The organism is Pseudarthrobacter sp. NIBRBAC000502770, from assembly GCF_006517815.1.
In the GTDB taxonomy this organism is placed as follows: Bacteria; Actinomycetota; Actinomycetes; order Actinomycetales; family Micrococcaceae; genus Arthrobacter; species Arthrobacter niigatensis.
Genome location: NZ_CP041198.1, coordinates 3,653,595 through 3,680,016 on the forward strand (window position 1 = coordinate 3,653,595; position 26,422 = coordinate 3,680,016).

The 26,422-nt window shown below is 68.2% G+C and carries 28 protein-coding genes; 7 read left to right on the plus strand and 21 right to left on the minus strand.

What is annotated here, in order from left to right; all coding sequences use genetic code 11:
• Positions 1 to 29 precede the first annotated feature (29 nt).
• Together NIBR502770_RS17375 and NIBR502770_RS17380 are read right to left on the minus strand one after the other, a co-directional pair.
• A complete protein-coding gene (locus NIBR502770_RS17375) occupies positions 30 to 773 on the minus strand; it encodes an IclR family transcriptional regulator (RefSeq protein WP_141182780.1) in 744 nt (247 codons plus the stop codon).
• Between the two features lie 70 nt (positions 774 to 843).
• Positions 844 to 1,920, minus strand: a complete 1,077-nt coding sequence (locus NIBR502770_RS17380; RefSeq protein WP_141183482.1) for an FUSC family protein — start codon at positions 1,918 to 1,920, stop codon at positions 844 to 846.
• 158 nt (positions 1,921 to 2,078) lie between these two features.
• Between NIBR502770_RS17380 and NIBR502770_RS17385 the strand changes: the two genes are divergently transcribed.
• Positions 2,079 to 2,918 carry an ACT domain-containing protein gene (locus NIBR502770_RS17385; RefSeq protein WP_141182781.1) on the plus strand — a complete coding sequence of 280 codons (840 nt, stop codon included), beginning with the start codon at positions 2,079 to 2,081 and terminating at the stop codon, positions 2,916 to 2,918.
• A 20-nt stretch (positions 2,919 to 2,938) separates the two neighbouring features.
• Here NIBR502770_RS17385 and NIBR502770_RS17390 read toward each other — a convergent pair whose 3' ends face one another.
• From NIBR502770_RS17390 to NIBR502770_RS17410, 5 genes are all read right to left on the minus strand, one after another.
• A complete protein-coding gene (locus NIBR502770_RS17390) occupies positions 2,939 to 3,859 on the minus strand; it encodes a diacylglycerol kinase family protein (RefSeq protein ID WP_141182782.1) in 921 nt (306 codons plus the stop codon).
• Between the two features lie 72 nt (positions 3,860 to 3,931).
• Positions 3,932 to 5,305, minus strand: a complete 1,374-nt coding sequence (locus NIBR502770_RS17395; RefSeq protein ID WP_141182783.1) for an NAD(P)(+) transhydrogenase (Re/Si-specific) subunit beta — start codon at positions 5,303 to 5,305, stop codon at positions 3,932 to 3,934.
• On the minus strand, positions 5,302 to 5,622 hold the full coding sequence (locus NIBR502770_RS17400) for an NAD(P) transhydrogenase subunit alpha (protein ID WP_141182784.1): 321 nt from the start codon (positions 5,620 to 5,622) through the stop codon (positions 5,302 to 5,304). The genes NIBR502770_RS17395 and NIBR502770_RS17400 overlap by 4 nt, the downstream gene beginning before the upstream one ends.
• Positions 5,622 to 6,800: a Re/Si-specific NAD(P)(+) transhydrogenase subunit alpha gene (locus NIBR502770_RS17405; RefSeq protein WP_141182785.1), complete on the minus strand. Its 1,179-nt coding sequence runs from the start codon at positions 6,798 to 6,800 to the stop codon at positions 5,622 to 5,624. Before NIBR502770_RS17405 ends, NIBR502770_RS17400 begins: the two co-directional genes overlap by 1 nt.
• Before the next feature lie 175 nt (positions 6,801 to 6,975).
• Positions 6,976 to 7,632 carry a GntR family transcriptional regulator gene (locus tag NIBR502770_RS17410; RefSeq protein ID WP_141182786.1) on the minus strand — a complete coding sequence of 219 codons (657 nt, stop codon included), beginning with the start codon at positions 7,630 to 7,632 and terminating at the stop codon, positions 6,976 to 6,978.
• Positions 7,633 to 7,823: 191 nt separating this feature from the next.
• On the opposite strand from NIBR502770_RS17410, the gene NIBR502770_RS21680 reads away from it, so the two are divergent.
• Genes NIBR502770_RS21680 through ligK form a run of 3 tightly spaced genes read left to right on the plus strand, consistent with a single transcriptional unit; the run spans position 7,824 to position 9,554 of the window.
• Positions 7,824 to 8,474, plus strand: a complete 651-nt coding sequence (locus NIBR502770_RS21680; protein ID WP_256371918.1) for an amidohydrolase family protein — start codon at positions 7,824 to 7,826, stop codon at positions 8,472 to 8,474.
• A gap of 29 nt (positions 8,475 to 8,503) precedes the next feature.
• On the plus strand, positions 8,504 to 8,848 hold the full coding sequence (locus NIBR502770_RS21685; protein WP_256371919.1) for an amidohydrolase family protein: 345 nt from the start codon (positions 8,504 to 8,506) through the stop codon (positions 8,846 to 8,848).
• Positions 8,849 to 8,870: 22 nt separating this feature from the next.
• Positions 8,871 to 9,554 (plus strand): 4-carboxy-4-hydroxy-2-oxoadipate aldolase/oxaloacetate decarboxylase, encoded by a 684-nt coding sequence (ligK, locus tag NIBR502770_RS17420; protein ID WP_141158904.1) that lies wholly within the window; start codon positions 8,871 to 8,873, stop codon positions 9,552 to 9,554.
• Positions 9,555 to 9,568: 14 nt separating this feature from the next.
• Here the strand turns inward: ligK and NIBR502770_RS17425 are convergent, their stop codons facing one another.
• The 12 genes from NIBR502770_RS17425 to NIBR502770_RS17480 form a co-directional block, all read right to left on the minus strand.
• Positions 9,569 to 10,381, minus strand: a complete 813-nt coding sequence (locus NIBR502770_RS17425) for an IclR family transcriptional regulator C-terminal domain-containing protein (protein WP_141158903.1) — start codon at positions 10,379 to 10,381, stop codon at positions 9,569 to 9,571.
• An 11-nt stretch (positions 10,382 to 10,392) separates the two neighbouring features.
• Complete coding sequence (locus NIBR502770_RS17430) at positions 10,393 to 11,097, minus strand: 3-oxoacid CoA-transferase subunit B (RefSeq protein WP_141182787.1); 705 nt, start codon at positions 11,095 to 11,097, stop codon at positions 10,393 to 10,395.
• A 1-nt stretch (position 11,098) separates the two neighbouring features.
• On the minus strand, positions 11,099 to 11,788 hold the full coding sequence (locus tag NIBR502770_RS17435) for a 3-oxoacid CoA-transferase subunit A (protein WP_141182788.1): 690 nt from the start codon (positions 11,786 to 11,788) through the stop codon (positions 11,099 to 11,101).
• Positions 11,788 to 12,987: a thiolase family protein gene (locus tag NIBR502770_RS17440; RefSeq protein WP_141182789.1), complete on the minus strand. Its 1,200-nt coding sequence runs from the start codon at positions 12,985 to 12,987 to the stop codon at positions 11,788 to 11,790. The genes NIBR502770_RS17435 and NIBR502770_RS17440 overlap by 1 nt, the downstream gene beginning before the upstream one ends.
• Complete coding sequence (gene pcaC / locus NIBR502770_RS17445; protein ID WP_141182790.1) at positions 12,984 to 13,424, minus strand: 4-carboxymuconolactone decarboxylase; 441 nt, start codon at positions 13,422 to 13,424, stop codon at positions 12,984 to 12,986. Before pcaC ends, NIBR502770_RS17440 begins: the two co-directional genes overlap by 4 nt.
• Positions 13,421 to 14,239, minus strand: a complete 819-nt coding sequence (locus tag NIBR502770_RS17450) for an alpha/beta fold hydrolase (RefSeq protein WP_141158898.1) — start codon at positions 14,237 to 14,239, stop codon at positions 13,421 to 13,423. Before NIBR502770_RS17450 ends, pcaC begins: the two co-directional genes overlap by 4 nt.
• Complete coding sequence (locus tag NIBR502770_RS17455) at positions 14,232 to 15,710, minus strand: lyase family protein (RefSeq protein WP_141182791.1); 1,479 nt, start codon at positions 15,708 to 15,710, stop codon at positions 14,232 to 14,234. The genes NIBR502770_RS17450 and NIBR502770_RS17455 overlap by 8 nt, the downstream gene beginning before the upstream one ends.
• Positions 15,707 to 16,261, minus strand: coding sequence for a protocatechuate 3,4-dioxygenase subunit alpha (pcaG, locus tag NIBR502770_RS17460; RefSeq protein ID WP_141158896.1), 555 nt, complete (start codon positions 16,259 to 16,261; stop codon positions 15,707 to 15,709). Before pcaG ends, NIBR502770_RS17455 begins: the two co-directional genes overlap by 4 nt.
• A 5-nt stretch (positions 16,262 to 16,266) precedes the next feature.
• A complete protein-coding gene (pcaH, locus tag NIBR502770_RS17465) occupies positions 16,267 to 17,139 on the minus strand; it encodes a protocatechuate 3,4-dioxygenase subunit beta (RefSeq protein WP_141158895.1) in 873 nt (290 codons plus the stop codon).
• A 58-nt stretch (positions 17,140 to 17,197) separates the two neighbouring features.
• A complete protein-coding gene (locus NIBR502770_RS17470; protein WP_141182792.1) occupies positions 17,198 to 19,069 on the minus strand; it encodes a bifunctional sugar phosphate isomerase/epimerase/4-hydroxyphenylpyruvate dioxygenase family protein in 1,872 nt (623 codons plus the stop codon).
• The gene (locus NIBR502770_RS17475) at positions 19,069 to 19,950 is read right to left on the minus strand and encodes a shikimate dehydrogenase (RefSeq protein ID WP_141158893.1); all 882 of its coding nucleotides are present in this window, start codon (positions 19,948 to 19,950) and stop codon (positions 19,069 to 19,071) included. Before NIBR502770_RS17475 ends, NIBR502770_RS17470 begins: the two co-directional genes overlap by 1 nt.
• Positions 19,951 to 20,104: 154 nt before the next feature.
• A complete protein-coding gene (locus NIBR502770_RS17480; protein ID WP_168223193.1) occupies positions 20,105 to 20,962 on the minus strand; it encodes an IclR family transcriptional regulator in 858 nt (285 codons plus the stop codon).
• Between the two features lie 230 nt (positions 20,963 to 21,192).
• Here NIBR502770_RS17480 and NIBR502770_RS17485 point away from each other — a divergent pair, with 230 nt between their 5' ends.
• Positions 21,193 to 22,512 (plus strand): MFS transporter, encoded by a 1,320-nt coding sequence (locus tag NIBR502770_RS17485; protein WP_141182793.1) that lies wholly within the window; start codon positions 21,193 to 21,195, stop codon positions 22,510 to 22,512.
• Between the two features lie 100 nt (positions 22,513 to 22,612).
• On the opposite strand, the gene NIBR502770_RS17490 is transcribed toward NIBR502770_RS17485, so the two are convergent.
• Together NIBR502770_RS17490 and NIBR502770_RS17495 are read right to left on the minus strand one after the other, a co-directional pair.
• Positions 22,613 to 23,698, minus strand: coding sequence for an ATP-dependent DNA ligase (locus NIBR502770_RS17490; RefSeq protein WP_141182794.1), 1,086 nt, complete (start codon positions 23,696 to 23,698; stop codon positions 22,613 to 22,615).
• Between the two features lie 52 nt (positions 23,699 to 23,750).
• Positions 23,751 to 24,674 carry an AEC family transporter gene (locus tag NIBR502770_RS17495; protein ID WP_141182795.1) on the minus strand — a complete coding sequence of 308 codons (924 nt, stop codon included), beginning with the start codon at positions 24,672 to 24,674 and terminating at the stop codon, positions 23,751 to 23,753.
• A gap of 153 nt (positions 24,675 to 24,827) precedes the next feature.
• On the opposite strand from NIBR502770_RS17495, the gene NIBR502770_RS17500 reads away from it, so the two are divergent.
• Positions 24,828 to 26,054: a pyridoxal phosphate-dependent aminotransferase gene (locus NIBR502770_RS17500; RefSeq protein ID WP_141158888.1), complete on the plus strand. Its 1,227-nt coding sequence runs from the start codon at positions 24,828 to 24,830 to the stop codon at positions 26,052 to 26,054.
• A 123-nt stretch (positions 26,055 to 26,177) separates the two neighbouring features.
• Positions 26,178 to 26,414 (plus strand): hypothetical protein, encoded by a 237-nt coding sequence (locus NIBR502770_RS17505; RefSeq protein WP_141158887.1) that lies wholly within the window; start codon positions 26,178 to 26,180, stop codon positions 26,412 to 26,414.
• The last annotated feature ends 8 nt before the right edge of the window (positions 26,415 to 26,422 follow it).

The following is a 26,422-nucleotide window of genomic DNA, read 5'->3' on the forward strand; positions in this document are numbered from 1 at the left end:
GGATTCCGGGGCAGCTCCGGGACCGTTGCTCAGGCCTCGGCCAGGCCCCTCGCAATCCCGCGGGCAGCCGTCTGCAGCGCCGGAACCAGCGCCTGCAGCCGCATTTCCCGCAGGGGAACCACGACGCCGAGGGATGCCACCGCGCGCTGGCGGCGGTTCAGGACGGGCACGGCGATGCCCCACGTGTCCGGATCAACCACGCCTTTGAGTTGGGCGAAGCCCTGCCGCGAGGTATCGGCGAGCAGCGTACGGACGTCGTCGGCAACCAGCTTGCCGTAGGGATCCTGGAACTGGGCGAGGTATTCATGTTGGAGGGTCCTGTCCTGGTGGGCCATGAGCGCCAGTCCGGCGGACGATATGTGGATGGGCATCCTGCCGGCCACCTGGGCCCGGTTGGCCACCGACCCGCGGCGGGAGAGGCGTTCCACGAACAGCGCCTCCCAGCCGTCCAGTACAGCCAGGTTCACGTTCTGGTTCAGGACCTGCTGGATGTCCTCCATGAACGGCATGGCCGCCTGGCGCAGCGCCAGGGCAGGCGAGGCGCGGTTCACCAGTTCCCACAGCCGGAGGCCCGGGCGGACGATACCGCCGGGGGCGGTCTCCAGCAGCCCGTGGCCGGCCAGTTGGCCCACCAGCCGGTGCGCCGTCGTCAGTGGGAGGCCTGCACGCTCGGCGAGCTCCGACAACCGGAGGTCGGCAACGTCCTGCGGGAAGGCGGAGATCAGACGCACAATCCGGTCCACTACCGAATCGCCCGAAGTTGAGTTCGCCACTGCCGCCGCCTTCCGTTGAACGGGAAGTCCAGCGTACCGCGGCCGGGCGGCGGACCGCAGCGGGAGCCGGTCAGGCCGGCGTCCCGGCCCTTTCCGCACCGGCCCGCAGCCGGCGCCACGCCCCGGGGGCCAGCACCACCACGATGCCGACGGCGGCGCCAATGACGGTCTCGACGATGCGGTCGCGCAACAGGATGGAGGCTGAGGCGGGGACCACCAGGAGCGTGGACACCAGCGCCAGGGGCGTGACGAACACCTGGGCCAAAAGGTACTGGCGGATAATGAACAGCTCGGCGCCGAACTGGCAGAGCGCCATGACCAGCACCGTCTGCCAGGGCTGCAGCCCCACCAGCAGGACGGCAGCCAGGACCAGCAGGCCCAGCACGGTCCCGATGATCCTTTGGATGCCCCGGCGCACCCGGTGCCTGGTGCTGTGGCCCACGAGGGGAACCACGGCGGCCACCATGGCCCAGTAGTTGTGGCCGAAGCCGAGCTGGCTTCCTGCCCACGTGGCCAACGACCCGGCCAGGCCCGCCGCCACCAGGTAGCCGAAGCCTTCAAGCCACGCCGTCCGCTTCTCAGCGGGGGTGCGACGGATGCGGGGAGGCCTGGTCCAGGGGGTGCGGTGGCTGGGAAGGATCCTTGACGAGAAGCCGACGAACAACGCGAACATGGTGGTAAGGACCGCAACCAGCATGCCTTCCCACAGCGGCGGCTGGTTGGGAATGGAGGCGATGGCAGCGAACGCGAAAATGTGGAAGAGGGAGCCTGCCGGGCGCAGCCGGAGCCAGGAAATCGCCACCGAGCAGGCGCCCGCCACCACGGTGGTGGCCAGGACCAGCAGCCATGTGTGCGCGGAGGTATCCAGGCCCAGGGCAGGACCCAACCGGGCCGCGAGGGCGGCCAGGAAGATGACCAGCAGCATCAGCAGCCCGGCCCGCAGCTGCAGCATGAAGCGGACGGCGTGCGGCTCGCCGCGGCCGTAGATTCCAGTGAAGGCTCCGAACGACGCGAAGATCGCCAGGTCCAGCCTGCCCAGCAGCACCAGGGTGATCAGGGGGACAAAGACGCCGACGGCGCACCTGATGGCCGGGTGGTGGTCTTTGTTGCCGGGGGCAATGCTGAACATTTCAGCAAGCATCTTCACGGGGGCAGCGCCTTCCTTGGGGGTGGATTCCGGGGTGGCGGCCGCGCTGACGTTCCTGGTAAATCCTACGCCGGAGGCCTCAGAAACCGGCCAACACGTTCCCATGAATGGAATCAGGAGGCAATGCGGCGGAAACAGCGCCCGCTGATGCTTGAGTCATGAACCGCCCTCCGCGCAATGCGCCTGCCGCTGAATTGAGCTGCGAAGTCTGCGGCCGGATGCCGGAACCGCACAAGGCCCGGCTGACCTTGGCCAATGTCGCCGCGATGCTGCCCATCGAGCTTCTGGTCCACGCCCTCGTGGTGGAAGCCCACCTCCCTTACGTGGCCAAGGTGCTGGTGCTGACCCTCACCGCCACGGTCCTGGTGATCTGGGTGGCCGAGCCGTCCGCCGCCCGGGTCCTTCGCAGCTGGCTGCACGCCCCGGCACTGCGTCACCGCCGGCGGCTGGCAGCGGCACCGTCGCTGTGGCGGGCGCGGACGCTGCTCCGGGACCAGCCCGGGTCGCTGCAGCGGATCACGCGGGCTTTGGCCAGGCTGGATGCGAACATCCTTGGCATCCACGTCCACCCGGCACCGGGCGGGGTCCTGGATGAGTTCGTGCTCTCGGCCCCGGGCACCGTGGGTGAGCGTGAATTGCTTGCAGCGCTGTCCAACGGCGGCGGGAGCCACTCGCACGTCTGGCCCACCACCGCACTGGCCATGGCAGACGGACAGACCAGGGCGCTGAGCCTGGCGGCCAGGATCGCTGCCGCTCCGGACGAACTGCCCCTGGCGGTGGCCGAGCTGCTGCACGCGGGCATCGTGCCGCCGTCGGACGCCGGCACCAAAGGGCCCGACGACGGGACCCGGCTTAAGATCCCCACGGCATGGCACGGTCCCATCACCTTCACCCGGCCCGGCGAGCCGTTCACCCCGGCCGAATCGGCCCGGGCGCACCGCCTGGCGGAGCTTGCCGAGATCCTCTCGCACCGGCGGACGGAGGGACCCCGCGCGTAACGGGCCTCCGACCGCAGTCCCTACATCCGCAGGGTCAGGGCTCCGGGCTCCATGGTCATCAGGACGTGCTTGCCCTCGCCTTCGTGGTCGCCGTCCAGCTGGTAGTCGTCGTTGTGCTCGAGGGTGATCTCCACGGTCTTGCCCTGGAAGTACTCCACGGCGGTGTCCCTGTTCTTGCCCCGGCCGATGATGCCGGCCAGCACGGACAGCCAGCCCAGCTTGCCGTGGTGGGGTGCCAGGACGGCAATGTCCAGCAGACCGTCGTCCATCTTGGCATCGGGGAAGATTTCCAGGCCGCCCTGGACCTTGCCGCAGTTGCCCACCATCACGCTGCGGACCCCGCGGTGCACCACGTCCTTGCCGTCGATCACCACGGTCGCCTTGATCGGCTTGCCGGGCAGGTTACGGATGCCGGCGTCAACGTAGGCCAGCCAGCCCACCTTGTCCTTCAGGTCCTCATTGGTGTCCGCCATGATGGTGGCGTCATATCCCACGCCGGCCATGACCAGGAACACCTGCTCCTTGTCCGGGTCGCTGCGCCGGGCACGGACAACGTCGATCTTCCGTTCGGTGCCAATCAGGGCCCCGGCCATGGCGGCGTCGTAATCGGTCACGTCCAGGCCGAGGTTCCGGGCCAACAGGTTGCCGGTGCCCAGCGGCAGCAGGCCCATGGGGGTGTCCCCGCCGGCCAGGACCTCAGCGACACAGCGCACGGTACCGTCACCGCCGGCAGCGATAACGATGTCCGCACCCTGGGCCAGCGCTTCCTTCGCCTGCCCGACCCCGGGATCCTCCTTGGTGGTTTCCAGCCAAATGGCCTCGCCCCAGCCGTTTTCCACGCAGTGCTTGGCCACCAGCCCGCGCACGTCGATGTCCACCGGCTTGGCTGGATTGACGATGATGGCGGCACGTTTGGGCGAAGTGGAGCTGATGTCAGTCATGGCGTCCTCTGATGGCGGATGGAAAGCAAGCTTCTGAGAGAAGGGTAACCCGCCGCGGGGGCCGTTCCCCGCCTACAGTGCCTTGACCGCGCCCAGCACCTGGGCCAGGGAGTCCTTGGCGTCGCCGAACAGCAGGGATGTCTGTGGCTCGTACAGCAGGTCGTTTTCGATGCCGGCGAAGCCCGGGCGCATGGAGCGCTTAAGGAAGACCACCTGCCGCGCGTCGGCCACTTCCAGGATGGGCATGCCGTAAATCGGGGACCCGGAGGACGTCTTGGCGGCCGGGTTCACCACGTCGTTGGCACCCACCACCAAGGCCACATCGGTGGTCTTGAACTGCGGGTTGATCTCGCCCATTTCCTTGAGCGACTCGTACGGAACGTTGGCTTCGGCCAGGAGCACATTCATGTGTCCGGGCATCCGGCCGGCCACAGGATGGATGGCAAAGTCCACTTCGATCCCTCGGGCCTCCAGGGCCAGCGCCAACTCGGCGGCAGTATGCTGGCCCTGCGCCACCGCCAGCCCGTAGCCGGGGACGATGATCACGCGCTGGGCATACCCCAGCAGCACCGCCACGTCTTCAGCCGAGGACGACCGGACCGGACGTTCGCTCACGGCCGTGGACCCCGCCGTCGAACCTCCACGGAAAGCGCCGAACAGGATGCCCGCCACGCTCCGGCCCATGGCGGCCGCCATGGCCCGGGTGAGGATGGTGCCCGAGGCGCCCACCAGCGTGCCGGCCACCACCAGCAGGACGTTGCCGAGCACCACGCCGGACGCCGCGACGGCCAGGCCGGTGAAGGCGTTGAGCAGCGAGATGACGATGGGCACGTCCGCGCCGCCCACGGGCAGCACCAGCAGGACGCCCGCGGCAAGGCCCAGGACCAGCAGCAGGACCGCAAGGGGCAGCGACCCGGAAACGACGACGGCGACGCCGGAGCCCACTGCCGCCAGCAGCACCACCGACATCACCACGGGCAGCCCGGGGAACACCACGGGCCGGGTGGTCATCAGCTCCTGCAGCTTGGCGAACGTGATCCCGGAACCGGCGAAGGACACCGCACCCACCAAGAGCGTGAAAACGATGGCCACGCGGACCCACGGTTCCCCCGCATGGCCCAGCTCGAGGAGGGCCACCAGGGCGGCAGCGCCGCCGCCCACCCCGTTGAACAGGGCCACGAGCTGCGGCATCTGCGTCATTTTCACCCGCCGCGCCACGGGTGCCGCCACCGCGGAACCCACGGCGATGGCGGCCAGGATCCAGGGGACGTTCTCCAGCCGGGCGGACAGGAAGACGGTGATGACGGCGATCAGCGCCCCAAGTGCCCCCACCAGGTTTCCGCGGCGTGCCGTACGGGGGGAACTGAGTCCGCGCAGGGCCAGGATGAAGCAGACCGCGGCGGCGAGGTAGAGCAGTGAGGTCCAGACGGGGTCGAGGAGGCTCATTTACTGCCTGCCTTGGGCTGGGCGCCTGCCTTGACCGGATCCTTCTTGGCATGGAACATGTGCAGCATCCGGTCCGTCACCACGAACCCGCCCACCAAGTTGGCGGTGGCGAGGACGACGGCGACGAGCGCCACCGCGAGAACCCACGGGTCGGCCGCCTGGCCGGCGACGATGATGGCCCCTACCAGGATGATCCCGTGGATGGCGTTGGCGCCGGACATCAACGGCGTGTGCAGGGTGCTGGAGACCTTGGAGACCACCTCGAAGCCAACGAACACCGCCAGCACGGTGATGGTCAGCAGGGCGATTCCATCCATCAGCGTGTTCCTTCCTGCCCGGCCGCTGCCGTGGCCGTCCGGGCCGCGAGCAGGTCCGCGGTGGGCCGGTGCCGCACTTCCCCGGCGTGGGTGAGGCACGCACCGGCCACCACTTCGTCCCCGAAATCCAGCGCGAGGTGCCCGTCCTGGACCAGGAGTGCCAGCAGGTTGGCCACGTTCTTGGCGTACAGGCGGGAGGCGTCCGACGCCATCGCGGAGGCCGGATCCTTCAAGCCGACCAGGGTGATGTGCCCGGTTCCGTCGGCGGTGGGTATGGGGATGTCCCGGCCGGGCACGGAGCCTTCCACGTTGCCGCCGGACTCGGCGGCGAGGTCGACGACGACCGATCCCGGGCGCATGCCCTGCACCATCTCGCGGGTCACCAGGAGGGGCGCCGGGCGCCCGGGAACGGCCGCCGTCGTAATCAGGACGTCCGACTCCGCCACGTGGGGTGCCAGCAGCTGCCGCTGCCGGGTGCCGGCATCGGAACTCAGTTGCCGTGCGTAGCCGCCGGCCGCTTCAGCAGTCTCCAGGTCCAGCCGGATGAAGGTGCCACCCATGGACGCGACCTCGTCGGCGGAGGCAGGGCGGATGTCGTTCGCGAAGACGCGCGCACCCAGCCGTTTGGCGGTGCCTATCGCCTGCAGCCCTGCCACGCCGGCACCAAGCACCAGGACGCGGGCGGGCGGGATGGTCCCTGCCGCGGTCATGTAGAGCGGGAAGAACCGGGGCAGCCTGATGGCGGCCTCCAGGACGCACCGGTAGCCGGCCACCAGGGCCTGGGAGGTCAGGGCGTCCATGGACTGGGCGCGGGAGATGCGGGGCACCAGTTCCAGGGCGAACGAGGTCACCGCGTTATCAGCGAGCGCCTGGACCGCGGGCAGGTCGGACGACGGCGACGCGAGCCCCACCGTGACGGCTCCCTTGTGCAGGGACGCGGCGGTGTTCGGGTCAAGGGGCCGGACATGGGCCAGGACATCCAGGGCCGTTGTGTCCAGTACGGGGACGATGGTGGCACCGGCCTGCTGATAGCCCGCATCGGCATGCCCGGCGCCGTCCCCCGCCCCGGTTTCCACCAGGACGTCCAGTCCCATCGCCACCAGCTGCCTGACGGTATCAGGAGTGGCGGCGACGCGCCGCTCGCCCTCCCTGCGTTCCCGCGGAATCCCCAGTTTCACCCGCCGACTCCTCTTCCTGACGAGCTGTGCAGCGGCTCTGCTGCACGCAGTTGGCTTGAGTCTAGAGCGCGGCGGCCCGCGGCGGGAGTAGCCGGCGGGGAGGTTGTGGGTAACGATTCGCCTGTCAGGCCGCGCCTCCCATGCTGCGGCGGCCCCTGGCCAGACCGGCTGCGGGTTACTTGTTGCTGGCGCGGATGGCGTCCGCCACGCTTTCCAGGTGGACCCGCATGGCCTCGGCGGCGGCATCGGCATCATGCGCGCAGACGGCATCAATGACGGCAAGGTGCTGCGGGAGCGAGACGGCCGGGCGCCCCGGCTGGCGCGCCAGGCGGAACTGGAAGCGGACCGCCTGTCCGCGCAGGCGCTGGATGGTGGCTGCGGCGGTCTTCTGCGCACTCATGGCGATGATCTTTTCGTGCATCGCCTGGTTGCCTTCCGAGTAGGACTCACGGTCTCCGCGGTCCACGGCGCCCTGCATCCGGGCGGCCAGCTCCTGCAGCTCTTCAATGTCCCTCTCGGTGGCCCGTTCCGCGGCTTTGCGGGCACACAACGCCTCCAGCGCAGCCCGCACCTCGGTGATTTCAACGGCCTCGTCCACTGAGACGGCGCGCACCCTGGCGCCGCGGTTCTGGACCCGTTCCACCAGGCCTTCCACGCTCAACTCCGAGAGGGCCACCCTGATGTTCCCGCGGCTTGCTCCGTACTCGGCAGCGAGGTCCCCTTCCACCAGGCGCTGGTTGGGAACCAGCTCACCGCTGACGATGGCGGTGCGCAGCAGCTCCGCGAGCTCGGCAGCCGTGAGGGCCCGGCCCGTTCCATCCACGGTTTCCACTGCCCACCATCTCCCTGCTCGGCCGGTTGCCACATTTGCTGACGATTTTCCGGATTCAGCGTACTCCAGACTTGTCCGCCTGGGCCCGGGAAACCATTGATTGTTAACTATATTGCTGACAACATTTGCATGTGCGGTTATCGAGTTAGAACGGCGCCGTTTGGCAGGCGCCCCTGCCAGGAGCATGCGCGATGATTATTGACATCCACGGCCACTACACCACGGCCCCGGCCGCCCTCGGGTTGTGGCGTGACCGGCAGGTGGCGGCCCTGGAGGATCCTTCACTGGCGCCGTCCCGCACCGACCTGTCCATTTCCGACGACGACCTGCGTGAAAGCATCGAGGCGAACCAGCTGCGGCTCATGGACGAACGCGGCATCGACCTCACCGTCTTCTCACCGCGCGCGTCCTTCATGGCGCACCATGTCGGTTCCCTCGCAACCTCGGCGGAGTGGGCTGCCATCTGCAACGAACTCTGCCACCGGGTCAGCCGGCTCTACCCCGGGAGGTTCGTCCCGGCCGCCATGCTCCCCCAGTCCCCCGGCGTGGACACCGAAACCTGCCTCCCCGAGCTCACCCGCTGCGTGGAGGAATACGGGGCGGTGGCGCTGAACCTGAACCCCGACCCGTCCGGCGGGCACTGGACTGCCCCGCCCCTGACGGACCGGTACTGGTATCCCGTCTACGAGAAGATGGTTGAGTACGGCGTCCCTGCCATGGTCCACGTCAGCACCAGCATCAACGCCGCCTTCCACACCACCGGCGCGCACTACCTCAATGCGGACACCACCGCTTTCATGCAGCTCATCCAGGGGACCTGTTCAAGGACTTCCCCACCCTGAAGCTCATCATTCCCCATGGCGGCGGCGCAGTGCCCTACCACTGGGGGCGCTTCCGTGGGCTTGCCATGGCCCTGGGGAAGCCCACGCTGGAAGAGCACCTGCTGGGAAATGTCTTCTTCGACACCTGCGTGTACCACCAGCCCGGAATCGACCTCCTGCTGGAAGTCATCCCCACGCAGAACATCCTCTTTGCCTCCGAAATGATCGGCGCGGTCCGGGACATCGATCCGTGGACGGGCCACCATTTCGACGACACGGCACGCTACATCGACGCCGCCGGCCTCGACGAGGCCGAACTCGGCGCCATCCACGAACACAACGCACGTACCGTCTATCCGCGCCTTGACGCCCTGCTCAAGCGGCAGGGCCGGTGAGACGCCGTCGAAGGGAGCCACGATGCAGGAACTTGGGGTAGTCCATACCAACATCACCCGCGCACCGGAGGACGCCGTCAAGGCCCTCTCCGCCTTCGGCGTCAGCACGGTCCATGAAGCCATGGGCAGGCTGGGCCTCATGCGCCCCTACATCCGCCCCGCCTACCCCGCTGCCACCCTGTGCGGCACCGCCGTGACCGTCCTGCTCCAGCCCGGCGACAACTGGATGCTGCATGTTGCGGCCGAACAGGTCCGGCCCGGTGACGTGGTGGTGGCCGGCTGCACCACCGAGTGCGAGGACGGCTTCTTTGGCGAACTGCTGGCAACATCGCTCCGGGCCCGGGGCGCAGCCGGCCTGGTCATTGATGGCGGCTGCCGCGATGTGGCAGCCCTCCAGGCCATGGACTTTCCCGTGTTCAGCCGGGCCATCAACTCAAAGGGCACCGTCAAGGCCACCCTCGGCTCAGTGAACATCCCGGTGGTCTGCGCCAACGCACTGGTGAACCCCGGGGACGTGGTGATTGCCGACGTCGACGGCGTGGCAGTGGTCCCCGCCTCCCGCGCCGCCGACGTTGCGGAAGCCGCGCGGAAACGCGAAGACAACGAGAAAGCCAAGCGTGGGCGTTTTGCCAGCGGGGAACTGGGGCTCGACATCTACAGCATGCGCGGACCGCTGGCGGAAGCCGGACTGCGGTACGTGGACTGAAGCCCGGGCTCCCGTTATCCCCGGGCGGTAAGGTCGGCGGAAATCAGCTTGGCGGTGGCAACGATCTCCTGCGCCACCGATGCCAGGTACGCCTGCGGGTCCGGTTTGGCCTCCACGGACTGGGCCTGCAGCGACACGTTCACGGCCGCCACCACCTTGGCTCCGTCATACACCGGCGCGGCCACGGACATCAGGCCCAGCTCCAGTTCCTGGTTCAGCAGGCACCAGCCCTGGGCCCGGACTCTGTCCAGCACCGCCACCAACTGGTCCACGGAGCCCAGGGCGCGCGGAGTGAGCGGCCTGACCTCGGCGGACGCGAGGTAGGCCTTCAGGTCCGCGGGCGGAAGGTAGGCCAGCAGCACCCGCCCCATCGAGGTGGCATAGGCGGGGAACCTGGTACCCACGGTGATGCCAACCGTCATGATCCGGCGGCTGGTCACCCGCGCAATGTAGGCGATGTCCGTTCCGTCCAGCACCGCCGCGGACGTGGATTCGCCCAGCTTGAGGGACAGTTCCTCCAGGTGCGGCTGTGCCAGCTGCGGCAGCGACAGCCCCGAAAGGTACGCGTACCCCAGCTGGAGGACCTTGGCGGTCAGCGCAAAGGTCTTGCCGTCGGTCCGCACGTAGCCGAGCTCCACCAGCGTGTGCAGGAAGCGGCGCGCCGTGGCCCGTGTCAGGCCGGTGCGGGAGGCGACCTCGGTGAGCGTCATGACCGGACGGTCGGCGTCGAAGGCACGGATTACCGCCAGCCCCCGGGCCAGCGACTGGACATACTGGTCGCCGGCCTGCGGGGCGGGCCTGGTGTCGGTACCTGCGGCGTCGGTCATGGTTACCAATCCTAGGATGCGCGCGGGTCCTGGCGTTCGGCGGGTGCGGCCTTGAGCGGGACCGGGACAAGTTCCTGGAGTTCCTCGAGGGTGCAGCCGAAGGTTTCGCGGACGCTGACGCCGTCCGGGCCGGTGAGGAACACTCCCTTGTCTGTGTAGACGCGGGTGACGCAGCCGACGCCGGTGACCGGGTAGGTGCAGGCGTCCACGATCTTTGAGGCGCCGTCGCGGGTCAGGAGGGTCATCATGACGAAGACGTCCTTGGCGCCGGTTGCCAGGTCCATGGCACCGCCGACGGCGGGAATCGCCCCGGGTGCCCCGGTGTGCCAGTTCGCCAGGTCCCCGGTGGCGGAGACCTGGAAAGCACCCAGGACGCAGATGTCCAGGTGGCCGCCGCGCATGATCGCGAACGAGTCCGCGTGGTGGAAGTAGGATGCGCCGGGCAGTTCGGTGACGGGGATCTTGCCGGCGTTGATCAGGTCCTCGTCGATCTCCCCGCCCTTGGCTTCCGGGCCCATGCCGAGCATGCCGTTCTCCGTGTGGAGGGTGATGTTCTGTTCCTCGGTGAGGTAGTTGGACACCAGGGTGGGCTGGCCGATGCCCAGGTTCACGAAGGACCCGGGCGCGATGTCCCTGGCCACCAGGCGGGCCAGGTCATCGCGGCCCAGGGGCGTCGCCGAGGTCTGGAGGGACTTTTCGTTGGACTGCACGCTCATCTCAGGCAACCTTTTCTGCTGCGCTGCCGCTGCCGGCAACTTTGACGATGCTGTTGACGTAGATCCCCGGGGTGACCACGTTTTCCGGGTCCAGGCCGCCGGTGGGGACGATCTCGGACACCTGGACGATGGTGTGCTTCGCCGCGGCGGCCATGATGGGGCCGAAGTTCCGGGCCGTCTTGCGGTATACCAGGTTGCCCTTCCCGTCCGCCTTCAGGGCCTTGATCAGGGCCACATCGGCGTGGATGGGGGTTTCGAAGACCTGCCCGCGGCCGTCAATGATGCGGGTTTCCTTGCCCTCGGCCAGCATGGTGCCGTACCCGGTGGGGGTGAAGAACCCGCCGATGCCGGCGCCGGCGGCGCGGATGCGTTCGGCGAGGTTGCCCTGCGGGACGAGTTCGAGTTCGATTTCGCCGGCCTTGTACTTGGCGTCGAAGTGCCAGGAGTCGGACTGCCGCGGGAAGGAGCAGATCATCTTCTTCACCCGGCCCTCCTTGATCAGCAGGGCCAGGCCCTGGTCGCCCTGGCCCGCGTTGTTGTTCACCACGGTCAGGTCCGTGGCGCCGCACTCCAGCAGCGCGTCGATCAGTTCGAACGGCTGGCCGGCGTTGCCGAACCCGCCGATCATCACGGTGGAGCCGTCCTTGATGCCGGCCACGGCGTCCTGGACCGAATCTACGAAGTTCAGCATTACTGGTCCTTTCCAGCGGTGACGTTTTCGAGCACGACGGCCAGGGCCTGGCCGACGCCGATGCAGATCGCAGCGACGCCCCAGCGTTCGCCGGAGGCCTGCAGGGACCGGGCCAAGGTGCCCAGGATCCGGGTCCCGGAAGCGCCCAGCGGGTGCCCCATGGCGATCGCTCCGCCGTGCCGGTTCACGATCGAGTGGTCGATCCCCCAGGCGTTGATGCACGCCAGGGACTGCGCGGCGAAGGCTTCGTTAAGTTCGACGGCGCCCACCTGCTCCCAGCCGATGCCCGCCTTTTCGAGGGCCTTGTTCGCGGCCTCGACGGGGGCGTAGCCGAAGTACTGCGGATCATTGGCGTGCGCCCCGCGCCCGGCGATGCGGGCCAGCGGATCCAGCCCCAGCAGCCCGGCGGCCGCCTCGGATCCGATCCACGCCGCGGAGGCGCCGTCGGACAACGGCGACGCGTTGCCCGCGGTGACCGTGCCGTCCTCGGTCCGGAACACGGTTTTGAGCCCGGCGAGTTTCTCGGCGGACGAACCCGCCCGGATGCCTTCGTCCCGGACCAGGTCCGTCCCGGGCACCGGGGCGACCAGGTTGTCATAGAACCCTTCATCCCACGCCGCGGCAGACAGGTTGTGCGAGGCAGCGGCGAACTCGTCCTGCGCCTCCCGGGTCACGCCGTACTTCTCGCGGAGCCGCTCGGTGGCCTCCCCCAGGGAGATGGTCCACTCCTTCGGCATCGCCTTGTTCACCAGCCGCCAGCCCAGCGTGGTGGAGGCCAGGGTCATGTCCCCGGCCGGGTACGGCTTTTCCGTCTTGGGCAGCACCCACGGGGCACGGGACATCGACTCGGCCCCGCCCACCAGCATCAGGTCGGCGTCGCCGGCGTTGACCTGGCGCGAGGCGATGATCGCGGCATCCAGCGAGGAGCCGCAGAGCCGGTTCACCGTGGTGCCCGGGATGGAAACCGGGAGCCCGGCCAGCAGCGTGCCCATCCGCGCGATGTTCCGGTTCTCCTCACCGGCGCCGTTCGCGTTGCCGAACACCACCTCATCGATCCGCTCCACATCGAGTCCCGGTGCACGCTGCACGGACTCCTTGATCACGTGCGCCGCAAGGTCATCCGGACGGACGGCCGCGAGGCCCGAGCCGAACTTGCCAAAGGGGGTGCGCACGGCGTCGTACACAAAAGCCTGGTTCATACGGTGGTATCCATTTCTCGAAAGACCTGCTGGGCGGTCTTGAAGGCGGTGTTGGCGGAGGGGACTCCGCAGTAGATGGCGGTCTGCAGCAGGATTTCCTTGATCTCGTCCCTGCTGAGGCCGTTCCGGAGGGCGGCGCGGATGTGCATGGCCAACTCCTCCCAGTGTCCGTGCGCCACCATGGCGGTGATGGTGACCGCGGAGCGCATCTGGCGGGTCAGGCCGGGCCGGGTCCAGATTCCGCCCCAGGCGATGCGGGTGATCATGTCCTGGAAGTCGTCGGTGAATTCATCTTTGTTGGCGTTGGCCCGGTCCACGTGCGCGTCGCCGAGCACTTCGCGCCGGACCACCATGCCGCCGTCGTAGATTTCCTGGCTGGTGGCACCGGGCTGGACCACTCCATGGCGCTCCAGGCCGCCCCCCTCAGCGCCGCTCACTTGGCGGCCTGCCGTGATTCGGCCCAGGTGGCCAGGCTGCGCATCAGGTCCGCGACGTGGGCCGGGGCCTCCGCGGGTGCCAGGTGCGAGATGCCCTCCACGGTCACCGCCGTCGCAGTGCCTCCCGCTGCGGTGATACCCCCTGCCACTTCCTCGGCCATGGCGGGGGTGGCGACGCCGTCCAGGGACCCGGCGATGACCTGGGTGGGGACGGTGATGCTGCCCAGCTCCTCCCGGACGTCGAAGGCGGCCAGCGCCTCGCAGCAGAAGGCGTAGCTGAAGCGGTCGGCGTCGCGCAGGGCGTGCAGGAGCCGGCTGCTGAACTCGGGTTCCCGGTCCATGAAGCCGGGCGCGAACCAGCGCTGGGCGGACCCCTGGATCATGACCGGCGTGCCCTGCGTGCGGACGGTTTCCGCGCGCTCCAGCCAGCCTTCGGGGGTGCCGATCTTGGCGCCGCTGTTCTGTACGGAGAGGCTCTTCAGCCGTTCACCGTGCTTGATGCCCAGCTGGAGGCCCACCGCGCCGCCCAGGGAAACCCCGGCATAGTGGAAGTTTTCGCCGGGGGCGATGGAGTCCACCAGGTCCACCACGGCGTCAGCGAGCGCGGCGACGTCGAATCCTTCGCTGGCAGCCGGCGAAACCCCGTGGCCGGGGAGGTCCCAGGCCACCACGTCGTAATCACCGCCGAGCAGGGACGCCACCCTGTTCCACAGGATCGTGGAGGTGCCCAGGGACGGCCCTGCCACGATCAGGGGGTGGTCGCCCAGGGGACGTTGGGGGGACAGCAGCGCTGCCTTCAAGGCCGGCTTAGCCACGGGAAGCTCCATTCGCGTCGGTGGTGGTGGAATCAAATTCGGGGTAGGCGGCAAGGATGCGGCGGGTAATCTCCGCCGATTGGCCCAGGTAGCTGGCGGGGTCCAGGAGTTCCTCCAGCCGGGCGTCAGGGACGACGGCGGCGGGAACGGCTTCGCGGAACAGCTTGCGGTAGGCGGCGGCCTGCTCCGAAGGAGGTGCTTCAAGGGTCCGGTCCACCACGTGCTGCAGCTGCTGCTTGCCGGTGCGCCCGTCCTGCTCCGCCAGCAGCGGAGCCACGGCGGCGGTGACGCCTTCGGCCAGCAGCAGCGGGCCGGACAGGTCGAGGTTGCGGCGCATGCCGTCCGGGAACACCCGGAGCCCTTCGGCGAGTTCCCGCAGATGGCCTGCGGCGCCGAGGGCCAGGGCCAGCAGCTGGCGGAGGGCCGGCCATTCGGTATGCCAGGCGCCGTCCGGGCGTTCGTCGTTGAAGTTGGCGGCGGCCACGTGCAGCTGGGCGGCCAGCTGTGGTGCCTGCAGCGCGGCGCTCCGGACCAGGACGGACAGCACCGGGTTCTGCTTCTGCGGCATGGCCGAGGACACGCCCCGCCCGGCCGCCCGCGGCTCGGCGACCTCAGCCACCTCGGGCCGGCTCAGGAACAGGACGTCGGCGGCGATCTTGCCAAAGGCGTCGAGTACGGATGCCAGCGCGTGCCCCAGGGATGTGATGGCCAAACGGTTGGTGTGCCAGGGAGCCGTGGCCGGGGCCAGGCCCAGCTGGTCCGCCAGGGCGTCGGCCAGGGTGAACGGCGTGGCCTGGGAGCCATCCGTCAGCACGGTTCCGGCGGCGAGTGTTCCCGCCGCCCCGCCGAACTGGACCGGGAACTCCAGGTTTTCCAGTTGCCGCCCCGCGGCGGCCACGCCCTGGAACCACTGCGCGGCCCGCAGCCCGAAGGTGTAGGGCAGCGAATGCTGCGTCAGGCTCCTGCCCACGCACAGCGTGTCCGCATGCTGCCCAGCAAGGTGCGCCAGCGCCGTCGTGGTGCCTTTCAGGTCCGCCAGCACCGCGTGGACGGTATTGCGGGCCAGTAGCATCAGGGCCGTGTCCAGGACGTCCTGGCTGGTCAGGGAGGTGTGCACGGCCTTCGTGGCACCGACTCCGGCGGCATCGAGCGCCGCCACGTTCTTCCGGAGGTCGGCCAGCAGCGGGATCACCGGGTTGCCGCCGCCCTGGGCGCGCAGCGCTATGCCTGCAAGGTCGTAGCGCCCCGCCTCGGCAGCGGAGGCCACGACGGCGGCCGAACCGGCGGGTGCCAGCCCGGCCCGTTCCAGCACGGCGGCCCAGCCGGCCTCGACGGCGAGGATGGCCGCCAGCACTGCCCGGTCCCCCGTCAGCGCCGCCACCAACGGCGACGCTGAGACGGGGGTGAGCAGGCCGGCGTCGCCCTCTTCCGCGAAGGCGCGCAAGTCTCCCAAAGCGGCGGCGTGGGTCACTGGAAGTCCAGGAAGACCGTCTCGCCCTCACCCTGGAGGCGGATGTCCCAGGTGAGGCCCCCATCGGGGTCGCGGCGTGCAATGAGCGTCTCGCGGCGCTCCGGCTCCAGGGAGCCCAGCAGCGGGTCGTTGGCCAGTGCCTCGGTGTCCTCCGGCAGGTAGATGCGGGTGAACAGCCGGTTGGTCAGGCCGCGGGCGAAGAGCGCCACGGAAATGAACGGGGCCGCACCCGGCTTGGTGGGGCCGGGGTTGACGGTGGTGAAGGTGAAGACGCCGGAGTTGCCCACGGCGCCGCGGCCCCAGCCGGTGAAGGTGTAGCCGTCGCGGACCAGGGAACCGGTGCGCTGGACAACCTTGCCGTCGGCGTCCGGCTGCCAGATCTCCAGGATGGCGTCCGGGATGGTGTGGCCGGCGCCGTCATAGACGGTGCCCTGCAGGCGGATGGAGCCCGGGAAGCCGGGGGGCAGGAGTTCGTTGTCCTTCTCGAACGGGAGCGCGTAGCCGTAGAACGGGCCCACGGTCTGGCCGGGGGTGGGTACCAGTTTGGTCATCTTTCCTACTCCTCGTCGCCTGCGGCGCCGAGCGCCTCGTTTTCGGTCCAGGTCCGCTTGGGACCGGTCAGGACGATGTCCCAGTTGTAGCCCAGGGCCCATTCGGGCTCGGTGATGCTGTGGTCATAGGTGGCCACCAGCCGGTCGCGGGCGTCCTGGTCCACGATGGTCTGGTAGATCGGGTCCAGCGGGAAGAGCTGGTCGCCGGGGAAGTACATCTGGGTGATGATGCGCTGGGTGAACTCGGTGCCGAACAGCGAGAAGTGGATGTGCGCCGGCCTCCACGCGTTCAGGTGGTTCTTCCACGGGTAAGCGCCGGGCTTGATGGTGGTGAACCGGTACGAGCCGTCCGGGCCGGTGATGCAGCGGCCAATGCCGGTGAAGTTGGGGTCGATGGGCGCGGGGTGCTGGTCACGCTTGTGGATGTAGCGGCCGGAGGAGTTGGCCTGCCAGATCTCCACCAGCTGTCCTGCCACCGGGCGGCCGTCGCCGTCCAGGACCTTGCCGGAGACGATGATGCGCTCGCCCAGGGGTTCGCCGTTGTGCTGGATGGTCAAATCCGATTCCAGCGCGTGCACGTCCTGGTGCCCGAAGGCCGGCGAGTAGAGCTCAATGGTTTCCGGGTCCGCGTGCTGCAGGCTCTTGGTGGGGTGGCGCAGGATGCTGCTGCGGTACGGCGGATAGTCCAGCCGGGGCTGGATCTCCGGCTGGCCGCCGTCCTTGAGCGCGCGGCGGTAGGCCTCGCCGATGGCGTTGATCTCTGCGCTGAGGTCCGCCTGCGACTCGATGGCCTTGTCCAGGGGCTGGTGGGCAGCCTTCGGTTCGGCCGGGGGCACGAGCTCTTCCGACTCCAGCTCGGCGTTGATGTCTTCCTTCACCGCTGGCTCCTTTCTGATCTGTTGGGTTTGTTGCGTCTGGGTAGTGGGTGGTGCGGGTTCAGGTGGTGCGGTGCAGCGAGTCGTATTGGACCGCGTGCCGGACCGGGGCGTTCGGGGCGCCGTAGCCGTCATAGCCGCCGCGGCGTTCCACCATTTCGAAGAACACGCTGCCCACGGTGGCGGTGTAGAAGTGCAGGAACTCGCCGTCGGCATCCCGGTCGAAGAGCAGGTTGAGCTCCTGCAGGGTGGCCAGGAATCCGGGTTCCAGGTCGAACCGGGCGTCCAGGTCCTCGTAGTAGTTGGCCGGGATCTGCAGGAATTCCAGGCCGCGCTCCCGGGCGGCCCGGGCGGTGGCCACCAGGTCCTCCACGGCGAAGGCGATGTGTTCCTGGTAGGTCTTGCGGGCCTCGTTTCTGGCCTGCTGGATCGGGGCGAGGTTCAGGACCAGCCGCACCGCGCCGTCGGAAGTCTGCATTACCTGCGAGCGCACCAGGCCGCTGGGACTGGGAACCTCCGCGAAGGGCTGCGGCTCCAGGGCCAGGGCGCTGGTGTAGAAGAGGACAGCTTCATCGAAGTGCTGCCACGGCTGGGCCAGGTTGACGTGGTCAATGACCGCCGTGGTCCCGGCCGACGGGTGTTCCAGCCCTTCGCCGAATTCGTGCGTCCAGGCCGCGGTGCCGTCCGGGCTGCCCTGGCAGAGGAAGATTTCGGTGGAGTCCGGGGCGGCAATGCCCTGGAACACTTCCTCGTCCGCCTGGACCTTCCGGGCCACCACGGGGGCCTTGAGCTGCTGGGCGCGGGCGGAGGCAATCACGGGTGAATCGACGTCGAATCCCAGCGCGGCGATGGCGGGCTCCGCGTGCTGCGCTGCCTGTTCGTTGATGATCACGCGTGCCTGGCCCATGGTCCACAGCTGAACGTCCTTGGTCCGGTGGCGGCCTTCGAACTGGAAACCGAGCTGGCCCAGGAGCTTCTCCAGCTGCGCGGTGTCGTCCGCCTTGACCTCGGCGAAGTTGAAGCCGGCGGGTTCGTTCACCTTGGGCAGTGTGGCCAGTTCCATGGGATAACGACGGCGGAGCGCGGCTGGGTTGCCGGGCGTGGCTTCATTGCCGGCGAGCCATTTGGCGCTTTGCTCCTCCAGCCAGATCAGTGAACGCATCGCATCCACGGCGGTGCGTTCCACGTCCGACTGGCGGAAGACGTCGTTGAAGACCTCGAGCGAAACCGGCCCGGTGTAGCCCGCGCGGACCACGTGGCCCATGAACTTGGCCAGCTCGAACTGTCCTTCGCCCGGGAACACCCGGTAGTGGCGGCTCCAGGACAGGACGTCCATGGACAGTTTGGGGGCATCCGCCACCTGGACGAAGAAGATCTTCTCCGCGTTGATCTGCTCGATCGGTGCGGTGTCCCAATCACGGGACAGGATGTGGAAGGAGTCGAGGCAGGTGCCCAAGTTGGGGTGGTCCACCATCTCCACCAGGCGGTAGGCGTGCTCGTAGTCGTTGACGTACTTGCCCCACGCCAGGGCCTCGTAGGCCACCTTGACGCCGTGGTCCCCGGCCAGGTTGGCGAGCTGTGCCAGTTGTTCGGCGCGGACGGCATCGTCGTCGATGGTGGCGGTGGCAACGTTCGAGCACACCAGGATGGTGTCCATGCCCAGGCGTGCCATGAGCTTGAACTTGGCCTCGGCGCGCCGGAGGTTGGCTTTGAGCAGGTCCGGGGTGACGCCGTCGAAGTCGCGGAAGGGCTGGTACAGGTCCAGGCCGAGCCCCAGGTCCGTTGCCATCCTGCGGACGTCCTCGGGGCTCAGGGGTGAGGTGACCAGGTCCTGCTCGAAGATCTCGATGCCGTCGAACCCGGCGATGGCGCAGGCCTGCATCTTTTCCTTCAGGGTGCCGGAGAGGCAGACCGTGGCGATTCCGGTGCGCATCAGGCGGCCACCTCCTCGGCGGCTACAAGGTCCAGGAAGTGGGAGCGCATGCGCTCCGGGTCAGCGTCCAGCCCGGTGAAGATCCGGAACGCGTCGGCGGCCTGGCCCACCGCCATGCGGCCACCGTCCAGGACCTCGCAGCCCTTGGCGCGGGCGCCGCGGACCAGTTCCGTGTCGATGGGGCGGTAGACAATGTCGGCCACCCAGTGCCGGGGCTCGAGCAGGTCCAGGTCCAGCGGGACGCCGGGGTGGGCTGCCATGCCAACGGGTGTGCAGTGCACCAGGCCGTCGGCCAGCGGCATCAGCTGCGGCAGCTCCGTCGTCGTGCGTGCCGCCACGGTGCTGTCCGGGAAGAAACCTGCCAGTTCGGCGGCGCGCGCTGCGGCGCGCTGCGGATCCATGTCCACCAGGTCCAGGGTCTTGACGCCTGCGCTGAGCAGGGCGTAGGCGACGGCGGAGCCGGCACCTCCTGCGCCGAGCTGCACCACGCGGTCCAGCCGCGCGCCGGGCAGGCCGGAGGCCAGGGCGGCGGCGAAGCCGGAAAAGTCCGTGTTGTGGCCGATGAAGCGGCCGTCCCGGATGACCACGGTGTTCACGGCGCCGAGCCGGCGGGCGTCCGGGCTGACCTCGTCCAGGTGCTGGAGGACCAGCTGCTTGCAGGGGTGGGTGATGTTCAGTCCGTTGAAACCCAGGGTGCGGGCACTCTGCAGGATGGCTCCCACCGCTTCCCCGGTCAACCCCAGTTCGAGCAGGTCGATGGGCCGGTACAGGTAGCGCAGGCCCTGCACGTCACCTTCCCGTTCGTGCATGGGTGGCGTGAGCGATGGCGTGACGCCGTCACCAACCAGTCCCACCAGGTAGGACTCAGTTCGAATGCTCATGCGTGCAGCTCCTTTGGTACGGCACCGGGCAGGCGCGGACCTCGGGCCGCGCTGCGGGGTGATAGGGATTACAGTACAACAGATGTTCACTTATCGCACTTATGTTCTTTATACGAACAAATGGGGGCGAAACGTTGTTGGGGCGCTGGGCCCGCTATCGCTGCGGCAGCCGGGCCGCAAGCTCGGCGGCGGCCTCCTGCAGCAGGGGAACATGGGCGATCAGGTCCTCAAGGTCCAGCCGGAAGACGGGAACAGCCGTTGCCAGTGACGCGAAGGCGTGGCCTTGGCTGTTGAGCAGCGGGACGGCAACCGCCCGCATGCCGGCCTCATTCTCTTCATCCATGACGGCGTAGCCCTGTCGGCGGACCTGGGCAATCTCGGCCCTGAACGCCTCCCGGTCCGTGATGGACTTCCCGGTCAGCGGCTCAAGCGGCAACTCCGCGAGGAGCTTTTCGCGCTCCCCGTCCTCGGCGAATGCCACCAGGGCCTTCCCGACGGCGGTGGTGGACAAAGATCCCAGGTGGCCGGGGTCGCTGGTCACCCGGAAGATCTGCGGGCCGTCCACTTTGCTGACGGTGAGGTGGTGGAGGCCGTCCCGGACGCTGAGGATGGTTGCTTCGCCGGTTTCGGCAGTTACCCTGCGCAATACCGGCATGGCCGTGCCGGCGAAACCGTGGTGGTTTGAAACACGCTGGCCCAGCTGGAAGATCCGGAGGCCGAGGTGGTAGCGGCGGCCATCCGGCTCGTAGTCCACGAATCCGTCGCGCGCCAGTGATCCGAGCAGCCGGTAGGTAGTGCTGAACGGCAGTTCCGCCCGGCGGGATATGTCGGCGGCACTTGCACCACGGGGCTCCTCCCCCAGCAGCACCAGCAGTCCCAGGGCTTTGCCCACCATGTCCGTCCGGTCCGCCGCCTTCTTTGTCCCCACCTTCTTCCCACCCTCGGGCTCTTCGGCCAGCGCGGCAGGGTCCGGCTGAACGTCGTCGTTCATTGTGGCTTGGTTCACACTCATGCTTCGATATTGCCACAATGTGAGAGCTATTTCTAGATGGTGATTATTTTCTTGACAGGTGACCATCCTCACAGTCATAGTTTCTGTATCGCACAAGTAGCTCCCACCATGTGGCTACCCCTGCCGGGTCTTTCCACCGGACTCCAGCCGCATCGCCGCCCGCACCAAGGCAACGGCGGCTGCGACCCCCAGATCCATCCGCGACAATGTCGTCACACCAAAGGAACACCATGAGCCAGACACTTCCGTCCGCCGGGGCGGGTGCCCTCACCTCCGGCGGGACGCCCAAGAAGGCAGCCCTCGCCAGCTTCCTCGGCAGCGCCGTCGAGTATTACGACTTCTTCATCTTCGGCTCCGCAGCCGCACTGATCTTCCCCAAGGTCTTCTTCCCCGACGCCGACACCAATGCGGCCATCATGTCCTTTGCGACGTTCGGCTTCGCCTACGTGGCCCGGCCGGTGGGCGCCATCATCCTGGGCCACTTCGGCGACCGCGTGGGCCGCCGCAAGGTGCTGATGTTTACGCTGTTGCTGATGGGTGCCTCCACCTTCGTGATCGGCTGCCTGCCGGACTTCAAGACCGTCGGCTGGTGGGCTCCCGTCCTGCTGGTGCTCGCCCGCCTCTGCCAGGGCCTCTCGGCCGCAGGCGAGCAAGCCGGCGCCTCCTCCATGACCCTCGAGCACGCGCCGGACAACCGCCGTTCCTTCTTCACCTCCTGGACCCTCACCGGCACCCAGGGCGGCCAGATCCTCGCAGCCCTGGTGTTCATCCCCGTCCTGGCCCTGCCGGATGAGATCAAGTTCGGCATCGGCTGGCGCATCCCGTTCTGGCTCAGCGCCGTGGTGGTGGTGGTGGCGTTCCTGATCCGCCGCACCCTGCACGAACCGCCCGCCTTCGAAGAAGCACGCAGGACCGCCCAGATCGCCAAGTTGCCCGTCGCCGACCTGCTCAAAGGCCACTGGCGCGACGTCCTCCGCGTCATCTGCTGCGCGTTCATCGCCGCCGTCTCCACCGTGTTCGGCACCCTGGCCATCAGCTACGCCAAGACCGTGGCCGGCGTGGACGGCACCACCACCCTGTGGCTCGTCGTGGGTGCAAACCTGGTGGCCCTGGGCACGCAGCCGCTCTTCGGGATGCTGGCGGACAAGATCGGCCGCAAGCCCGTCTTCATCTACGGCGCCGTGGCCAGCGCGATCCTCACCCCGGTGTTCCTGCTCAGCCTGGAGTCCGGCAGCATCCCCCTGATGTTCCTGGCCGCCATTGGCTACTTCTCCGGAGGCTACGCGGCAGCCAACGCCGTCTGGCCCTCCTTCTACGCCGAGATGTTCAGCACCAAGGTCCGCTTCTCCGGCCTGGCCATCGGCACGCAGCTCGGCTTCCTGATGGCAGGGTTCGCCCCGGCAATCGTTGCGGCCATGGGTGGCATCAAGCCCGGCGGCTGGGTGCAGATCAGCATCTTCACCGCCATCATCTGCGCCGTTGCAGCAGTGTCCGCCCTGACGGCCCGGGAGTCCTTCCGGACGCCCACCAGGCTGCTCGGCCTGAAGTAGGCCGTCCGCCGCTTACAGACTGGCCCGGTTTCCAGGCCGGAGAGCCCGCCATTCCCCCAAATGGCGGGCTCTCCCCCATTAAAACTGGGCCGGCCTGGGGCTATCGGCCCGTCGCCAGCACCGAGGCGAGGTCGAAGTTCACCGGCTCCTCCAGCTGCGCGTAGGTGCAGGATTCCGGGTCCCGGTCCGGCCGCCAGCGGTTGAACTGGGCCGTGTGCCGGAACCTCTCGCCTTCCATGTGGTCGTAGCGGACCTCCACCACCAGTTCGGGCTTCAGGGGCACGAAGGACAGGTCCTTCCCGGCGCTCCAGCGGCTGCCCTCCGCGTTCCGCGGGGTCCGTTCGCCTTCCTCCTGCCTGGCCCAGGCCCAGGGGTGGTTATCAAAGCCCGTCACCAGCGGCTGCAGCTCCTGGAACAACTCCTGCCGCCGCTTCATCGGGAAGGCGCCGATCACACCCACGCTGGCCAGGCCGCCGTCGTCCTTGTACAAGCCCAGCAGCAGCGAGCCGATGGCGTCCGGCCCGCTCTTGTGCAGGCGGTAGCCGGCCACCACGCAGTCCGCGGTGCGCTCGTGCTTGACCTTGAACATCACCCTCTTGTCCGGCTCGTACCGGCCGTCCAGCCGCTTGGCCACGATGCCGTCCAGCCCGGCACCCTCGAACTGCTCGAACCACTGCCCGGCGGTGTCCTTGTCCGTGGTGGCTGCGGTGAGGTGGACGGGCGCCTTGCTGCCGGCGAGCGCCTTCTCCAGGGCGGCCCGCCGCTCCGCAAAGGGCCGGCCGGTGTAGTCGTCCCCACCCAGGGCCAGGAGGTCGAAGGCCACAAAGCTTGCGGGGGTCTGTTCCGCCAGCAGCTTCACGCGGCTGGCGGCAGGGTGGATGCGCTGCTGCAGCGTGTCGAAATCCAGCCGGTCCCCGGACGCCCCCACCAGGATGATCTCGCCGTCCACCACGCAGCGCGGGGGCAGGTTTTCCTTGAGCGCAGCCACCAGTTCCGGAAAGTAGCGGGTCATGGGTTTCTCGTTGCGGCTGCCGATCTCCAGGTCATCCCCGTCGCGGAAAATGATGGACCGGAAGCCGTCCCACTTGGGTTCGTAACTGAGGCCTCCGCTGCCGGGGATGCCATCGATGCCGCTGACGGCCTTGGCGAGCATGGGCGGGACGGGCGGCATCACGGGAAGTTCCATGTGCCCATTCTTGCCCGGCCGGCGGCCCGGGCGGTAGGGCGGCGCGCCCGCTTCAGGCCGCCAGCAGCCACACCACCAGCACCAGCACCGGCGCAGCTGCGGCCGTGGAGAGCAGGATGGTCTCCCGCGCCACCGCCACCCCGCGACCGTACTTGCTGGCGAACAGGAACACGTTCTGGGCCGAGGGCAGCGCGGCCATGAGCACCACACCCAGGAGCATGTGGTGGTCCAGATTGAACAGGAAGCGTCCGACGACGAATGCCACGGCAGGCATCACAGCGGACTTCAGCGCCGTGGCAGTGAGGATTTCGGCCGTGTGCCCGCCGCTCCGGAGCATCCTGGTGCCGCGCAGCGACATGCCGAAGGCCAGCAGCACCACCGGGACAGCCGCACCGCCCAGCAGGGTCAGCGGCGCCATCACCGGGGCGGGCAACTCCACGTGGAACGCTGCCAGGACCACGCCGAGGAGCGAGGCGATGATCATGGGGTTGCGGAAGGGCTGCGTGAGCATCAGCCGCGGCGAGAACCGGCCGGCTTCCGAGAGGTCCAGCAGGGTCAGGACCAGGGGGGCGAACAGGAGGAGCTGGACCAGCAGGACCGGGGCCACCGGGGTGGCGTCCCCCAGGGCATAGAGCGTGATGGGGATGCCGATGTTGTTGGCGTTGACGTAGGAGCCGGCCATGGCACCCACCGCAGTCTCGGCAAGTGGTCGCCGGAACCAGATCCGGCTGGCGGCCACATAGAGGAGCGCAGTTGCCGCCGCCGTGATCATGGCCAGCGGAACATAGGCGGAAAAGACCACAGATAGGTCTGACTTGAGCACCACGGTGAACAGCAGGACCGGGTTGGTGATGAAGAAAGCGGTGCGGGTCAGTGCGTTGATGGTGGGTTCATCGCCCAGGCCACAGCGCGCAGCAAGATATCCGACGGCAATGACGACGCCGATCACCGCCAGTCCGACCAGCACACCGCCCACGTGGGGTACTTCCTTCCCGTTCCGCCGTGCACCACCGCAGGAAGGCAGTACTACAAGTTCACAACTTATCGAATAGGGAGCGCTGTGCCAGCAGGCGTCCACGGACTGGCCTTCCCCGCCGCCCGCCGCCCGTGCTGTGTGAAAAGATCAACCATGCGCGCCATGCAACACTCCAGCAAACTCCGGAATGTCCGCTATGAACTTCGCGGCCCCATCCATGAGGCGGCGAAGAACATGGAGGCCGAGGGGCACCGGATCCTCAAGATGAACCTCGGTGACACCGCGCCTTTCGGGCTGGAAGCGCCGGAGTCCGTGGTGGTGGACATGATCCACCACCTGCGCGGCGCCCAGGGGTACAGCGATTCGAAGGGCATCTTCACGGCGCGGACAGCCATTTCGCAGTACTACCAGACCCGGGGCCTCATGAACATCGGGGTCGAGGACATCGTCATCGGCAACGGCGTCAGCGAATTGATCTCCATGTGCCTCCAGGCGTTCATGGAGAACGGCGACGAAATCCTGGTCCCCGCGCCGGACTACCCCCTGTGGACCGCCGCCGTGACCCTGACCGGCGGCAAGGCCGTGCACTACATCTGCGACGAGGCCGAGAACTGGTGGCCGGACCTGGCCGACGTCGAAGCAAAGATCACCAGCCGCACCAAGGGCATTGTGATCATCAATCCGAACAACCCCACCGGCGCCGTCTACCCCCGGCACATCCTGGAACAGTTCGCCGGCCTGGCCCGGAAGCACAACCTGGTCCTGTTCTCCGACGAGATCTACGAGAAAGTGCTCTATGGCGACGCCACGCACATCCACACCGCTGCCGTGGCCGAGGACGTCTGCTGCCTGACCTTCAGTGGCCTGTCCAAGGCCTACAGGATGCCCGGCTACCGTGCCGGCTGGGTGGCCATCACCGGTCCACTGGCCGCCACCGCCGCCTACCGTGAAGCCCTGGAACTGCTGGCGTCGCTGCGCCTGTGCGCCAACGTTCCCGCGCAGCACGCCATCCAGACCTGCCTGGGCGGGTACCAGAGCATCGACGCGCTGGTGAAGCCTGGCGGCCGGCTGCGCGAACAGCGGGACCTGGCCCACAAGCTCCTCACTGCCATTCCCGGCGTGACGTGCGTCCCGGCGTCGGGCGCCATGTACCTGTTCCCGCGCCTGGACCCGGACCTGTACCCGATCGAGAGCGACGAGAAGTTTGTCCTGGACCTGCTCCGGGACCAAAAAATCCTGGTCTCCCACGGGTCGGCCTTCAACTGGCCGGCGCCGGACCACTTCCGCTTCGTCATCCTCCCCTCGGTGCTGGACATCGAGGAAGCCGTCCGGAGGATTTCCACGTTCCTGGCGGCCTACCGCGGCGGGGCGGCAGCCTGAAACCGGGGCGGCGCGAAGTACTAACCGCGCCCTAACCGCTGGGAAACCGGCACGCAACATTCGCGGCCCACACTTGGTATTGCAGGCAAGAGCCCGCACCAGCTCCAGCCAGGAGGCCCCGCGATGTTGAAGAAGGCGACCACGCATGTAACACGAGTCCGCGCCCTGGACCAGCTCCACCGCGGCGACGAAATCGAAGCCCGCCTTTCGGTGGGGCCCTCCTACGACGACGTGGTGATCCGCCGCGGCAGCGTGCAGGAGACAGCTCCCGGCATCGGCGTGGTCTGGATCCTCGACCGCATCAGCGGGGTGCGGAAGGCTATCAATACGGACGAGTGCAGCGTTTGGCGGGTGGCCTAGCCGGTCCG